The sequence below is a fragment of the Sphingobacterium detergens genome (assembly GCF_003610355.1).
Classification (GTDB): domain Bacteria; phylum Bacteroidota; class Bacteroidia; order Sphingobacteriales; family Sphingobacteriaceae; genus Sphingobacterium; species Sphingobacterium detergens.
Map to the genome: position 1 here is coordinate 19,112 of NZ_RAPY01000003.1, position 14,646 is coordinate 33,757.

Genomic DNA, 14,646 nt, shown 5'->3' on the forward strand with positions numbered 1-14,646 from the left:
AAATTTTTTATAGTAGGTTTGCAGACTTAATATGACTATGCTAAAATCGGAAGAATTAAAAGAAATATTGGCTGAACCAAAGCACATTGTAATCACCACGCATTACAAACCTGACGGCGATGCATTGGGTTCATCGTTGGGATTATATTTTTGGTTAACCGCAAAAGGACATCATGTCAATCTAATCGTACCATCAGATTTTCCTGCTTTCTTAGACTGGTTACCTGGTTTGGAAAATGTACAGATTTATGCGCAAAATATCAACCTACATAATCAACAGATTGAAGCTGCAGATTTATTATTCTGTTTAGACTTCAATGGGCTCGCTCGCATTCATGAGATGGGTGATCCTATTCGTCAAGCAAAAGGGATCAAATGCATGATTGATCATCATTTGGATCCGGAAGGGTTTGAAGATTATGCATTTTGGGATCCATCTGCTGCTGCGACTGCACAATTGATCTATCGCTTTTTGGTGAATGAGATGCAAGATGCAGACAACATTAGCGCTGATATGGCTACTTGTTTATATACCGGGATTATGACCGATACAGGATCTTTTCGTTTTCGTTCTACCACTTCAGAAATTCACCGTATCATCGCAACTCTGATTGATTGTGGCGCACAAAATTGGGCGATCCACGAAGAAATATACAATAGCTCTTCGGAAAGTCGTCTCAAGTTCCTTGGATTTTGCCTGCTCAACCGTCTTGAAGTTATTCATGAATATAATACGGCAGTCATTCATGTCACCAAAGAAGACCTCAATCAATTTCAGGTCATCACTGGAGATACAGAAGGTTTGGTCAATTACGCACTTTCCATTAAAGGAATTAGATTAGCTGCGTTAATTATTGACAGAAATGAACAAATTAAACTATCTTTGCGATCGATTGGAGAAGTTCCTTGTAATGAAATCTGTAAATTGTATTTCAATGGGGGAGGTCACCTCAATGCTTCAGGCGGAAATTCGAAAGACAGCCTAGCTGTTGTGATCGCAAAATTCAAATCGATTTTACCAAATTATAAAGAAATATTAACAAAATAAGATATCGTAACATACATTAGAAAATGAAGAAAGCAATTCTATTTTTCGCGGCTGCCGGTCTTTTGATGACGTCATGCCAAAAATTCAAAAAGGCTGAAGGTGGTCTTGAGTATAAAATCGTGGATGATAATGCAAAAGAGAAAGCAGTGTCAGGCGATTTATTAGCAATTGATATTGTACAATCGACAGATAGAGACTCTGTAATGAGCAGCACTTACGAAATGGGTATTCCTCAGATCGTTCAATTATATCCAGATAGTATTATTGCAAAAAATCCTGGAGATCCTACAGGTCTATTCAAATATGTTGGTGAAGGTGATAGCTTGATATTCAAAATTAATTTGGATTCTATGGCAGCAAAAACACATCAACCAAAACCAGAATTTGCTGACAAGTTTTTAGTTTTCTCAATTAAAGTCAAAAAACACTTCAAAAAAGGAAAATTAACAGATCAACAATTAGGCGAACAAGTTCAAAAATATTTTGAAGAAGAATTGAACAAGCACAAAGCTGCTGAGCCTGCAAAATTGGATAAATACATCAAAGATAAAAGCTTAAAAACAACAAAAACAGCTTCAGGACTTCAATATGTAATCACTAAACCTGGAACAGGAGCAAATGCTAAAGTAGGTGATTCTATCCATGTTAACTATGTAGGTTCATTGACTACTGGAAAAGTATTTGACACGAACCTTCCGGATATCGCAAAGAAAGAGAATATTTTCATGCCACAACGTCCTTACGAAGCATTGAAATTCCAATTGGGTGTTGACGGTGTTATCCCAGGATGGACTGAAGCATTCCAATTGTTCAATAAAGGTACTAAAGCAACTTTAGTAATCCCTTCATCATTGGCTTATGGCGATCGTCCTCAAGGTAAAATCCCTCCATATGCACCATTGGTATTTGAAGTTGAGGTATTGGATATCAAACCAGGAAAAGTTCCAGCTCCAACACCAGCGGCAACAATGCCAGGTGTAGTTGCTCCAACTGCTACTGCCCCTACGGCAAAAGCTCCAGCAGCAAAAAAATAATTTGGCAGATAAATTCGGCTAAGAAACAAAAGAGCCGTTCCAAAACATGGAACGGCTCTTTTGCTTTGTTATTCTTTTAGACCTTCACCTGTTGCTGTTTATCAGCCTGTTTTAATTTTCTTATCTTCCACCAAAGTACAGCAACCGCCAGTACAAAACTAATAATCATAATAATAGTCAATGCGATTAAGGGTTTATTGGTATGATAGTTTTCAGCATGCTGGATAAATAGCAATCTAAAAATCCGAAGATAATGTGTAGAAGGGATAACATTAGCAATAGCCTGCACCCAGCCTGGCATTAGACTCGAAGGCCAAGTAAAACCACTCAGAATAAAAGCTGGTGTTGCGACCACCATTAACACTTCCGTTGATTTCAGTTGGGACGGTAAAACCATACTCACAAGCACGCCTATAAAACATACAGCCAACAGAAAGACGAAGGTACAAAGCACAAAACGGCCAAAGTCTGCTTGGAGTGGCATTCGATAGTACTTACCAAAAGCCCAATATAACAGCAATATCCCGATAGACATTAAAACATAAGGCAATATCTTAACGAGAATAAGTCCAATTGGATTAGAAACTTTCTTGACAAGCTCAGCGAACGTGTTTCCTTCAAATTCTGAGGAAAAAGATAGGGCCAAACCCAATAACAATACTTGTTGCAATACGGTGATAAGTACCCCTGGTAGCATAAAATAGAGATAATTCCCGCTTCGAATATTTTGTTTAACTATTGTTGTCTTAAAAGGTTCATACTGTTGGGCGGCCACCTTTGCCGGTACCCCACGCTTCATTTGCGATTGAATCTGTATACCTGCCTTAAGCGTCATCGCACAGACATTGACAGCCATTAAAGCTGTATTTGAGGTTAATGTATTCGCCCCATCAACAAACACGGTCACCTCTGGCAAACGGCTCTGCTGCACACCTGAAGCAAATCCTTTGGGGATATGAACAATTGTCGTTGCATCATATTGAATAGCGACATCCTTAGAATCAAACAAGGAAGGCAATACCTTTGCAACCTGAATACTCTCATTGTCCGAAAGCATATCTATAAATGAACTGCTTAAAGAGCTGTTATCTTCATCCACTACGATTACAGGCATTTCGGTCACCTTGCCCTGTTGATAAACATGCCCAACCAAGACACCATACAGTACCGGTGCTCCTAAAAAGAGCATCAGCAGAACCTTATTATTAAAAAAGAGCTTAAACTCCCGTTGAATTAATTCTAGAAATCTTTTCACATCCATTCACTTTAATTCGCTTGGAGAACCACGAGCGTTTTTGTTAACAAATCTTTCGTTCCAGCCATATCCTCAGGTACGATCTTTAATTCAAATACAGCCTGCTGCGGGTCAAAATCAGGATACGCTGAAGCGATATTGGCATAGGAATTCAATGCTTTGACACTAACGATCTTGGCAGGCACCTTTTTATGGTTCAAATAAGGTACTTCAACCGTTACTGTAGCACCTTTTTGTAATTTTCCGATCTGATTTTCAGGCAATGTAAATCTAAAATAAGTAGAACGATCAAGGTATCCATTAACAATTGGATAGCCAGCCATCGCCAGTTCACCAACTTTTAGATTGATTGTCTCGACGCTCATATCCTGCGGTGCAATCACGTATTTCTCCTGTGCAGCAACATTAACCTCAGATACAGCTCCAAGTGCTCTTTCTTTTTGCCCCAATGCCATCACCTGCTGTTCTTGTCGGGCACCAGTTCTAGCTTCGGCCATTTCTGCCTGTGCAGCAAGATATTGGTTTTTAGCTCCTTGATACTTTGCATAAGTCTCATCATACTTTTGCTGAGGGATCAGACTATCCTGCAATAGCGCCTCAAGTCTTCCGATTGACTTCTTCGCAAACTCGTATTGTTCTTTCAAACCATCGACTTTTGCCTGTAATTGGATCAGCTGCCCTTTGGTAGCACCTTTAACAGCCATATTATATTGTGCATCAGCAGATTGTAGTGCCCCTTTTGCCTGCTCCTCCTTTGCGTCCACTTCAGGAATGCTTAAAATAGCCAAAGTGTCACCAGCGTGCACAAAATCCCCCTCTGCAACAAAGATTTTCGCAATTTTACCGGGTACTTTTGTGACTACAGTCACCTGTTCACGCTCCACTTTACCCTCAATAGGTTTTTCTTTCAGTTGATTCGTACAGGAAACAAAAATAGACAAGGCTAATATCCCATATAAATTTTTCATGTTACTCATGTATAGTTTGTAATAATTTTCCAGATGTGTGTAATAATTCAACTGCAGCATTTCTTTGTTGCAAAACGTTATTAAAATAGCCCAAATTGACTTTATACCAGTCATTCTCCGCAGCCAACAATTCCGTAACATCAATCAACCCCGCTTGATATTGCTTTGCTGCCATAGATAAGTTGTTTTCAGCAACCTTCAGCTGTTGTTCACCTACTTTCACTTTCTGATTTCCAGTACCATAGCCAACTTTATTTTTACGCAATAACAGATTTAGTTTCTCTTCCGTATCTTCCTTTTTTGTAGCATTAATTGCTTGATCAAGTTTGACCTGTTTGATCTTGTTATGATGCTCACCACCTGTATAAAGATCCCATTTTACTCCGAGTCCAACCAAGAGATTTGGGCTCCCCTTAATCGAATTTAGTGGAAGATTGACTGTTCCCAATAACGGCTGGTCTTTTACACTCAATTTTGAATTGAATACATTTAAGTAATTTGCCGATCCAAAGGCAAAAACTGCTGGAAGGGCACCTCCTTTTTCCTTTTTGTATAGGTATTCATAGGCCTTTGATGAAGCCTCCAAGGCTTTAAGTTCTGATCGTTGTTCGACATCATTCGGGATCTCCGATAAAAATATCGGTTTTAATCCATAATGAATTCCACTGACTTCCTGAAAAGGAACACCAGCTTCCTGTTGAATTTTTTGACAAAGGAGATCCCGGTTTCCAGCTACCTCAACTTTCTTCTCCTCTAGTTCAAGCAGAGCCAGTTTGAGTTTATCACGATCATAAGGAATAGCCAATCCATGTTGAATTGCTTTATTGACCTTTTCTTGTTCTTTTTTTAATCTTTTCTCCGAATCTACAATAAGTTTATCGACTTCGTCTAGAAGCATTAACTGATCAAAAGAAGCGATAATATCTTTTGACAGCGTCTCACGGCTTGCAGATTCTAAATATTGCTGTGCAACGGCCTTCTCTTTTAAGGCCTTTATTCCATTAGGTATTTGTAATCCTGAAAAGATAATTTGTTTCACCGAAACACCCGCATATGCCGCCTGTCCATGCATGCTAAATCCTGTCGCCCCCTCAAAAAGCCCTAAATTCAAGAGCGGAACATTCACGGTAGGAATATCCACACTACCGTTGCTATGCACATATCCGTATAGTCCTAAGGCCGATACATGTGGTAGTCTGTTCGCTTTTACACCCTCTGCCTCCAACCGTGCTTTGTCAACTTCATATGCCTTTAGTTTTAGTTCCTTATTAGTTTGGAAGGCCTTTTGAATAATATCTTTTACCGATGGGTCGACCAGCGACTGCGCATGCAGCTTATTTAAACACACAACCGATACAAAGGCAAACAACCCTATGCATAGTTTCTTATTCATCATATGATTCATTTATTCTTTAAAAAATAGGGCAACAACCGTTCTTCTGTTTAACAGCAAATAATAAAGTATGTTTTACCACATGCTATTTTTTCCAAGATAAGAAAAAAAGTATAGCCCATATATGACTCAAATTCTCCTTTTCGATTTTTCCAGCTCAATTATCCGGCAATAAGAGAATCCGTTATTAATTTTCATTTTGTTAATTAATAAGTTATCTTTGGAGAACGAATTGAAATTTTGGTAATGAAGCCTACCTCTTTATTCGATAATAATAAAAAGAAGTTTTTACCCTAATCCGCTTTTGCCTCCACGCAGAAAACTATGTTGCTTACTGATACACATACACACATTTACTACCACGCCGGTACCAATAAACTGCAAGAACATTTACAACGTTGTTTAGACAACCATATAGAAAGACTATTTTTACCAAACGTAAATAGTGCTTCCATCAAACCTGTATTCGATACGGTTGCAGCTTACCCTGAACACTGTTTTCCTATGTTGGGACTACATCCCTGTGATGTTAAGGAAAACTATATAGACGAATTAAACAACATCCAAAAGAGCTTGGAGAATAACAAAGTCCATGCCATAGGTGAAATTGGATTAGATCTTTATTGGGATAAAAGCACATTGGAAATTCAAAAAGATGCTTTTCGAACACAAGTGCAATGGGCTAAAGACCTTAATTTACCCATCGACATTCATTGCCGAGAAGCCTTCACAGAATTATTTGAATTGCTAGAAGAACTTCATGACGAAAAGTTGTTTGGTATACTACACTGCTTCACCGGAACATTGGAGCAAGCCCAGCATGCAATTGACTTAGGTTTTGCGCTTGGCATAGGTGGTGTTGTCACCTTTAAAAAGGCAGGATTAGACAACGTCGTCAAAGAGATCGATTTAAAACATATCGTATTGGAAACAGACGCACCTTACCTCGCCCCTGTCCCCTACCGTGGCAAAGAAAACGAAAGCAGCTATCTAGTTTATGTTGCCCAAAAAGTTGCCGATTTACATGCGATGTCCATTGAAGAGGTGGCAGAAATTACAACAACAAATTCAAAACGTATTTTTGGTATATAATCTATAGAATCCCATGCACAATATCTTTATTATCTACACTGGCGGAACCATTGGAATGGTCAAAGACGAAACAGGCACTTTTGTACCCTTCGATTTTGAACTGATCAAGCGTAATCTCCCTGATTTAAGCCGTCTGGATTATAAATTGACCGTACACTCTTTCGAACCGATCATCGATTCTTCCAACATGAAGCCAGAGATCTGGATAGAAATGGCCCAGATCATCAAGGATAATTATGCCAATTATGATGGCTTTGTTATTTTACATGGTTCGGATACAATGGCATTCACAGCTTCTGTATTGAGTTTTATGTTAGAGGGGCTTCAAAAACCAGTAATCCTTTCGGGTTCGCAATTGCCTATTGGAGAAATCCGTACCGATGCGCGCGAGAATATGATGACGGCACTGGAAATTGCTTCCGCAAAACAAGATGGTGTTTCCATTATCCAGGAGGTATGTATCCTTTTTGACAATAAGTTATTCCGTGGAAATCGCTCTTTCAAATATAACTCAGCTAAATTTGAAGCATTCAGATCGCCCAATTACCCCGTGCTCGTGGAGGCTGGCATCCACCTTAAATACAATACGGATGCATTATTGAATAACATTGATAAAGAATTTATCCTACATACCAAGTTAGACAACCGAGTTGCTGTATTGAAACTTTTTCCGGGAATATCCGCACAGACAATCAAATCTGTTCTTGATTCGGATGTAAGATCTATTGTGATGGAAACTTTTGGATCGGGTAATACGACTACAGACAGCTGGTTTCTGGATTTACTAAAAGGAGCTATAGAACAGGGAAAAAATATCCTTAATATTTCACAATGTAAGGTTGGCTCAGTTGAATTGGGGAGATATGAAACCTCACAAGGCCTGAAAGCTATTGGTGTACTCAATGGATATGACCTTACATTTGAAGCTGCAGTCACCAAATTGATGTATCTTCAAGGCGAACTCGAAGATCAAAAAGAAGTTGCGTACTGGGCCGAAAAAGATATTCGTGGAGAATTGACTGTTAATGATTAGAAAAAAGTAACAAAACCTTCATCCTTTCACAAGCATCAACTGCCATGAAAATTGATGGAAGGCTCTTTCTGGACAATAAGCCGAAGGTAGCGGGTTCATTGATACCATAAAGAAAAAATACGAATCAATAAAAACAGATAATTCAGAAAGAAAATACTGTATAAAAATTAAGGAAAAGGATCATAGACTGTATAGATTAGCTTAAGCTGACAAACCCAGTATCTCTGATCCTTATTCTTTACATTATAATCCCTTATCTACTGCGACCAAGACTTCAGCCACCACAAAATTACTACCACCAACAAAAATCAGGTCGCCATCTTCATAAGCAGCTTTAGCAGCCATAAAAGCTTCCTGTACTGAGGAGTAGTCTCTCCCATACAAATCAAATACCGCAGCCTCCTCACGGAGCAAATCTGAAGGCATTGCTCTTGGCATATCCGGCGCTGAGAAATAATAAACAGCGTCTTTCGGTAGATACGGTAACATGTGCGATAGATCTTTATCCCGCATAGCACCAATGACAAAGTGTAATTTGTTATAGCTGGTGCTGTTCAGATTTTTTATAACCTCATGAATTCCATCTTCATTGTGTCCCGTATCACAGATAATAAAAGGATCTTTGGATAACTGTTGCCAACGTCCCTGAATACCTGTGGCAGATTGTACCTTTTTCAAGGCTTCATGCACATGAAGGTGACTGATTTGAAATCCTTGCTTACGCAATTCGTCGACCGCCAAAAGAACACCAGCAAGGTTCTTCACCTGATAGGAACCTTTGAGGTCAAGTTGATAAATTTCTTTGGCACCATTTTCATCAATAACTTCAATACGCAGGTAATCCTGGTCGACACTCAGCATCTTTGTTTGATACACCTGGGAAGCAAATTGGATAGGTGCATGTTCTAACTGGGCTTTATCCAAGAATACAGATGCTGTTTCAGCAGCATATTCAGAAATCACCACCGGCGTGTTTCTTTTTATAATACCTGCTTTCTCACTAGCAATCTCAGCTAATGTATTTCCAAGCATATTCATGTGGTCAAACCCGATGTTGGTGATTACAGACAGTAATGGCTGGATAATATTCGTGCTGTCCAATCGTCCACCGAGTCCTACTTCAATAACAGCAATATCGACTTTACTTTTCTCAAAATAATCAAAAGCCATTGCTACAGTAATTTCAAAAAAAGAAGGATTTACCTCTTCTATCAAAGCCTTGTGGGTTTGAACAAAATCCGTAACAAAATCCTGTTCACACATCACACCATTGACACGGATACGTTCTCTGAAATCCAGTAAATGTGGTGAAGTATAGAGCCCGGTCTTATAACCTGCTTCGCTCAATATAGCCGCAAGCATATGGGATGTAGATCCCTTTCCATTAGTACCGGCAATGTGCAAGGTTTTAAATTTTTGCTGCGGGTTGTCCAGCGCGTTGCAAAGTTTGATGGTATTGTCAAGGTCTTTTTTGAAGGCCGAGGCGCCATCCCTTGTAAACATAGGTAATCGAGTATATAGATACTCGATTACCTCCTTATAAGCATTCATCTGAATGATTTTTATCTTAATCTAAAATTGAATACAATCCGCCCTGTTTGGGTATCAGGGGCATTAGGCAATTGATTTAGTCGTGCCCCTCTGACGGCACGTTCACATTTCTCCAACAAAGAAGGATCTGTGATCGTTGTACCTTTTACACCAGCACGGGCATACGTAATAACACCTTGCTTATTCACTCTGAATTCCACCGCAACCTTTCCAGCCTGTTGACCATTATCATCAATACTTGGTCGTTGTGTAAAACTACGGTTTTCAATGGACAACATCATGTTGCCATTGCCTGATCCTCCTTCGCCATAATTGCTAGCCAAAGGATCTCCTAATTTAGAACCTTGATTTCCGGGAGTTGTACCTGTACCGTCACCAGCACCCTTACCGTTATTTTTATTTCCTTTGAAAAGCGCTTTTGCATTTGCTTGAGGCGCCACTGCTTTCGTTTCTTTGGTCGTTTCAGGCGCCTTTGACACCACCTTCTTTTCGGTTTTTGTTACAGCAGGTGCCTCTTCTAGATCCTGTGTGACAACTGCCTTTTCAGCAACTTGTTGTGTCGGTGTTGGCGTCGGGGTTTCCACGGGGTCTATACGATCTGGGCGCTCATTATTTGCGTTAGGATCTACAGAAGGTTCTTCCACACTCATGTAATCATCCCCCATTCCTTCAGGAGAGGTACCATAGTTGACGATCATACCGCCCATACCATACTCATCCGGTGCTTGTGCTTTAAAGACCACAAAGAAGCCAATCAACAGCAGCGATGCCATGACCAATGTAGATATCCCCAAGGCCTTGGGGAAATTATTTTCTTCATGTTGAAGATGATATCTCATTGTATAAATCTCCTATATTAACATATGAACAATAAACTTCGAAAAAGTTTAATTGTTCCTACTTATCTTTTTTTGGTTCCGTTGCCAAGACCACCTTCACTTTCAGACGATTGGCTACATCCATAACCGAAATGACATTTTGGATAGGAACAGTATTATCGACGTAAAGCATAATCGTCAATTCTTCTCCACCAGCCATTTGCGACTGGATAGCCGCTTCCAACCCCTCTACAGGGACCGGATTTTTATCAATGAAATAGCCCAATTCCTTTGTGATGGATACCGTAAGCGTCTTTTTCGCAACAGATTGTTCACCTGCACTCGACTTTGGCAACAATAGCTTGACCACTTGCGGATTCGAAACCGCCGATGCCAACAGGAAAAACAACATCAGGAAAAACATGATGTCGTTTAACGCTGAAGTATGGACTTCGGCAGATGGTTTATTTTTTCTACTTCGTAAGTTCATTATCTTCCTGGTTCATCCAATAAATCAATAAATTCTACTGCATCAGTTTCCATACGTAAAATCAATCGTTCAACCATCATATTTAAGATATGATAGCCTAAATAAGCCAAGATACCGACAGCAAGACCCGAAGCTGAAGACACCATTTTCACATATAGACCACCGGATACGGATGCGATGTCTATACCACCCGCCAATTCTACCTCATGGAAAATCCTGATTACCCCAAAGATGGTACCAACGAAACCAAGCATTGGCGCAATACCCGCAATAATACCAAGGATATTGATGTTTTTCTCCAACTTGGCAACTTCTAATTTACCAACGTTTTCAATCGCGCCTTCAATATCTTTGATTGGTCTACCTACACGTAATAGGCCCTTCTGCAACATACGTCCTAAAGCCGAGTTGCTGGAACGACATACAGCCAACGCTGAGTCTAAATTTCCAGACAATACATTTGCTTTCACTTGAGACATCAAACTATTATCGTATTTGGCCGCTCTGCGAATAGTCAGATAGCGTTCAAAAAAGATAACCAATCCAATAAAGAACAGTAATAGGATTGGAACCATTATCCATCCCCCTTTGATCATCATATCGATCAAACTCATGTTTTCTGTACTAGCAGCAGCAGGTAACGGTTGTTGCGCAGCTTGATTAAACGTATCTACAGCAGCCCTTGCTGTATCTTGCACTAATGACATAATTATTAATAGTTTTATATAGTTTCTATAATGTTTCTACCCAAGCACCTTCAATTTTTTTCTCTACAGATTTTCGAGCGAGGTCAGCCTCCGCTTTTGTCATGTAGGTATTCAAGATGATTTTCTTTCTATTCTTTTTAAACTTACCTTCTATTGCGCGCGCAGTTTTATAACCTAGCGCCCGAAGACGTTTTGCCTCCTCCTCTGCCTGTGCCATTGTACGTGCAGAACCGATAACGAGCTGATACTTTGGCTGTGCAACAGGAATAGATTCTTTGATAACAGGATCTGCCTGCAAAACCGGAGTTTTTTCAGTTGTTTTCTTTCCAGCAGTTACGGCAGTACCTTTTAATGAATCAGGAGCCGTTTTTGCCAGAGAATCTACCTTCTTTAAACTGTCCGCCACTAATGTGTTGGATGTGGTATCATTGATTGGTAAATTATTTTTCTGAACAATTGTATCACCAGCAGGTTTTAAGGCCGGTTGTGTCCCACCAAACAGCGAATTTTTCAATCCCGGATTTGTATATAAAACACCCGTTGCAATCATGACCAATACAATGGCCGCTGTTATCCAATACCAGATTGCATTCGAATTGCGCGGTTCCTCCTCATAAATATTGGGAGCATAAGCAGAATTTGCAGCAGCAATAGCACCAACTTCCTTCTCCGCGATTTTCTCATCTTCGGCAACTTCCTGGCTATCGTTCTGGTCAATCGCTGTTGAAGCAGCTACAGTAGCTAAAAGTTCAGCTTCAACCTTAGCATCCTCCTCCACGGTATTTTCCGCTGGGGTATGTTCCTCCACGATCGGAGCGATAGGTTCGACCAATTCGGTTACGGATTCAGTCGGTGTAAAATTGTCATCATTTTCTAAATCCAGTGGCTCGCGCTGTTCGTTTGCAGTGTCCGCTTCCGTTTCAACGTCATTCCCAACAACAGCATTTGCCTCGTTAACCAATTCTTCAGCAGGTTCTGACACTAGGGCTTCATCTGACTCAGCAAGTCCATGTTCATCCTCCCGTACCGGAATAACCGTTTCAATTTCAGGACCAACAAGATTGACAACAGGCTGAAAATTAAAGCCAGATAAATCTAAAGGCTTAAATACCAAACTTGAACCGTAGCTAATCAATAGACCAAGATCATCCAGCTTTACCTGACCAAATTGCCCTAAGTCATTTCTTAAGCTGCCCACAGTATCGTCCAGAATTTGCTGCGCCTGCCCCAAACTTAAGTTTTCCTGTTGTTGAATATAATGCACGATATTGAATCCATGTTGTGCAGAATAGTCCAGTTCGACATAGGATATAGGTGGCAAAAACACATTATTCTGTTTATCAAATTGAGCCGGAGAATGAATTCTTTTGAACACACCTATTCCGGGCACGTATACTTCCGCATAGCGTCTTAATAAACTATTGATGTTTTTGCCTAGATTCATTGTTCTATGATTTAAAATGCAAATTTATAATCTTAATTCGTTAAAACGAATAATTAAGACCACCAATTACATTGAATCCCAATCTTGGGTAATACATGTAACGCTGATATTCCTTCCCAAAGATATTATTTGCTTTCACGAAAACACCAAATTGTTTTTTAATTCGGTATTCCGCACCAGCATTTAAATCCGCAAAGGAAGCAATCGTGACTTTTCTTCCAACAGGAGTTCCACTATTATCCGTAACACGGCTGCCATCGGTATTATAATCGTAAACATACGCATAAGTATTACCTTGGCTAGAAAGCTCTGCGTCCACAAAGAATTTATCCGAGATATTGAAACGCGCATTGGCTTGCAACCTAAATTTAGGTAAGCCCCATGCCTCTTCTTCATCACTCAGATTATAGTCATCAATAAATACTTTACCACCTAGATTAACCAATTGTGATAAGCGGACATTAATCTCCCCTTCCAATCCCATATGTTTAGCTTTATTGATCTGACCATCATAGACCACATCAAAAGCCCAAGGAATATATCCGCCTTGATTATCGCCAAACGCACTATTCTTAAACAAAGGCAGTCCCTCGATCTGCTTGTAAAATACCTTTACTTTATAACCAAATGTCGCACCAGCATTCCCTTTTAAACCACCATATACATTCAATTTTTCGATGGAGTTGGCAATTCTAACGTTTGGTGCCAAATAAGGGTTTTCCTTCGCAAAGTTACGGAATGAACCTTGTCTCACATTCCCGTTAACACCGGCAAATAAAGAAATATATTCCGGAGCCAAAGAAAAATCGGCTTCCACCGATGGAAAAACATTGAAACGGGATTCGTCACCAAATTCCGAAGTCAGGTTGGCACCCAAAGTTACGTTATAGTTATCTCCTTTGAATCGAATGTAAGGATTGATCAAAAACAAATTATTTTTCACATTCGCTGTGTCATTTTCGTTTTTGACATCGTTCATGGTCACGCTCACGTTGGCTCCAACATTGAAAGCACTCATGCGTTTATTCAAATATCCCGATAGGGCAAAGGAATTTTCCTTCGCTTTATAAGCATCCTTGAATAGGTAACCATCTACTTTAGCAGAGTAGCTCACAGATTGCTCATTCTTCGGATCAACATTACTTGCCAGCTCACCATTTAAATAAATATCAGTAAATGTTTGTTTGTCTGGTGATGTATTCAATAATGTGGTCCCAGGTTGGTCGAAAGTTTGACCGTAGAAATTCGTACCATATCGATTGTAACCGATTGTACCTTTTACGGTCACGGCATCCAATACACGACGTCCAAAAATACCAATGTCCTGCGTGCTAAATTTCTGACCATCGATATTCCCCTTTTGGCTTAAGTGTTTCGCAAATAATCCAAAACGTGTATTTTCAAACTGCTCGGAAGCTAAATACGCTTCGCCTAAAATGGTATTATAGTTACCCACACCAAATTTGACATAGTTACTGCTGTGTTCAAAAGGTTGTGCAAATGGAATCTCCTGCACATTCAATTGTTTCAGACCTGTATTGATATCTAATTTCTTATCAATAATATTACCATAGTTTAATTTTGGTTGATATTCCCGTTTGTTGGTCATATCAGGACTACGACGGATTTTTACAGCATCTGCAAGAATCGGTTTGTAATCACGAACAACATCAAAAGAATCAATAGTGACCGGTTTTTCAGGATCGTTCTTCTTGCCTGTTTCCTGTGCAAAAGAATTCAATCCCACGCCCATCAAAAGCGCTGCTAAGGTATATTTCTTCACATTTCTATTTTGCAACTTCTTCATTGTATC

The 14,646-nt window shown here is 39.7% G+C and carries 13 protein-coding genes; 4 read left to right on the top strand and 9 right to left on the bottom strand.

Annotated features, from left to right (window positions below; genetic code table 11):
• Positions 1-37: 37 nt before the first annotated feature.
• Together DFQ12_RS15830 and DFQ12_RS15835 are read left to right on the top strand one after the other, a co-directional pair.
• The gene (locus tag DFQ12_RS15830) at positions 38-1,048 is read left to right on the top strand and encodes a DHH family phosphoesterase (RefSeq protein ID WP_120260055.1); all 1,011 of its coding nucleotides are present in this window, start codon (positions 38-40) and stop codon (positions 1,046-1,048) included.
• Between the two features lie 23 nt (positions 1,049-1,071).
• The gene (locus DFQ12_RS15835) at positions 1,072-2,082 is read left to right on the top strand and encodes an FKBP-type peptidyl-prolyl cis-trans isomerase (protein ID WP_120260056.1); all 1,011 of its coding nucleotides are present in this window, start codon (positions 1,072-1,074) and stop codon (positions 2,080-2,082) included.
• Between the two features lie 76 nt (positions 2,083-2,158).
• Here DFQ12_RS15835 and DFQ12_RS15840 read toward each other — a convergent pair whose 3' ends face one another.
• The 3 genes from DFQ12_RS15840 to DFQ12_RS15850 are packed head-to-tail and all read right to left on the bottom strand — an operon-like array spanning position 2,159 to position 5,701.
• Positions 2,159-3,337, bottom strand: coding sequence for an ABC transporter permease (locus DFQ12_RS15840; protein ID WP_120260524.1), 1,179 nt, complete (start codon positions 3,335-3,337; stop codon positions 2,159-2,161).
• A gap of 11 nt (positions 3,338-3,348) precedes the next feature.
• Positions 3,349-4,305, bottom strand: a complete 957-nt coding sequence (locus DFQ12_RS15845) for an HlyD family secretion protein (RefSeq protein ID WP_120260525.1) — start codon at positions 4,303-4,305, stop codon at positions 3,349-3,351.
• A gap of 1 nt (position 4,306) precedes the next feature.
• A complete protein-coding gene (locus DFQ12_RS15850; RefSeq protein WP_244211760.1) occupies positions 4,307-5,701 on the bottom strand; it encodes a TolC family protein in 1,395 nt (464 codons plus the stop codon).
• A gap of 321 nt (positions 5,702-6,022) precedes the next feature.
• On the opposite strand from DFQ12_RS15850, the gene DFQ12_RS15855 reads away from it, so the two are divergent.
• Entirely contained in the window at positions 6,023-6,790 is a 768-nt protein-coding gene (locus DFQ12_RS15855; RefSeq protein WP_120260057.1) for a TatD family hydrolase, read from the top strand.
• Between the two features lie 13 nt (positions 6,791-6,803).
• Positions 6,804-7,823, top strand: coding sequence for an asparaginase (locus DFQ12_RS15860; protein WP_120260058.1), 1,020 nt, complete (start codon positions 6,804-6,806; stop codon positions 7,821-7,823).
• 243 nt (positions 7,824-8,066) lie between these two features.
• On the opposite strand, the gene DFQ12_RS15865 is transcribed toward DFQ12_RS15860, so the two are convergent.
• The 6 genes from DFQ12_RS15865 to DFQ12_RS15890 are packed head-to-tail and all read right to left on the bottom strand — an operon-like array spanning position 8,067 to position 14,640.
• Positions 8,067-9,374 (bottom strand): bifunctional folylpolyglutamate synthase/dihydrofolate synthase, encoded by a 1,308-nt coding sequence (locus DFQ12_RS15865; RefSeq protein ID WP_120260059.1) that lies wholly within the window; start codon positions 9,372-9,374, stop codon positions 8,067-8,069.
• An 11-nt stretch (positions 9,375-9,385) separates the two neighbouring features.
• Positions 9,386-10,213, bottom strand: coding sequence for an energy transducer TonB (locus tag DFQ12_RS15870; protein WP_120260060.1), 828 nt, complete (start codon positions 10,211-10,213; stop codon positions 9,386-9,388).
• A 58-nt stretch (positions 10,214-10,271) separates the two neighbouring features.
• Positions 10,272-10,682 carry an ExbD/TolR family protein gene (locus DFQ12_RS15875; protein ID WP_120260061.1) on the bottom strand — a complete coding sequence of 137 codons (411 nt, stop codon included), beginning with the start codon at positions 10,680-10,682 and terminating at the stop codon, positions 10,272-10,274.
• On the bottom strand, positions 10,682-11,389 hold the full coding sequence (locus DFQ12_RS15880) for a MotA/TolQ/ExbB proton channel family protein (protein ID WP_120260062.1): 708 nt from the start codon (positions 11,387-11,389) through the stop codon (positions 10,682-10,684). Before DFQ12_RS15880 ends, DFQ12_RS15875 begins: the two co-directional genes overlap by 1 nt.
• A 25-nt stretch (positions 11,390-11,414) precedes the next feature.
• On the bottom strand, positions 11,415-12,833 hold the full coding sequence (locus tag DFQ12_RS15885; RefSeq protein WP_120260063.1) for an HU domain-containing protein: 1,419 nt from the start codon (positions 12,831-12,833) through the stop codon (positions 11,415-11,417).
• Between the two features lie 40 nt (positions 12,834-12,873).
• Positions 12,874-14,640, bottom strand: coding sequence for a porin family protein (locus DFQ12_RS15890; protein ID WP_120260064.1), 1,767 nt, complete (start codon positions 14,638-14,640; stop codon positions 12,874-12,876).
• Positions 14,641-14,646: the final 6 nt, after the last annotated feature.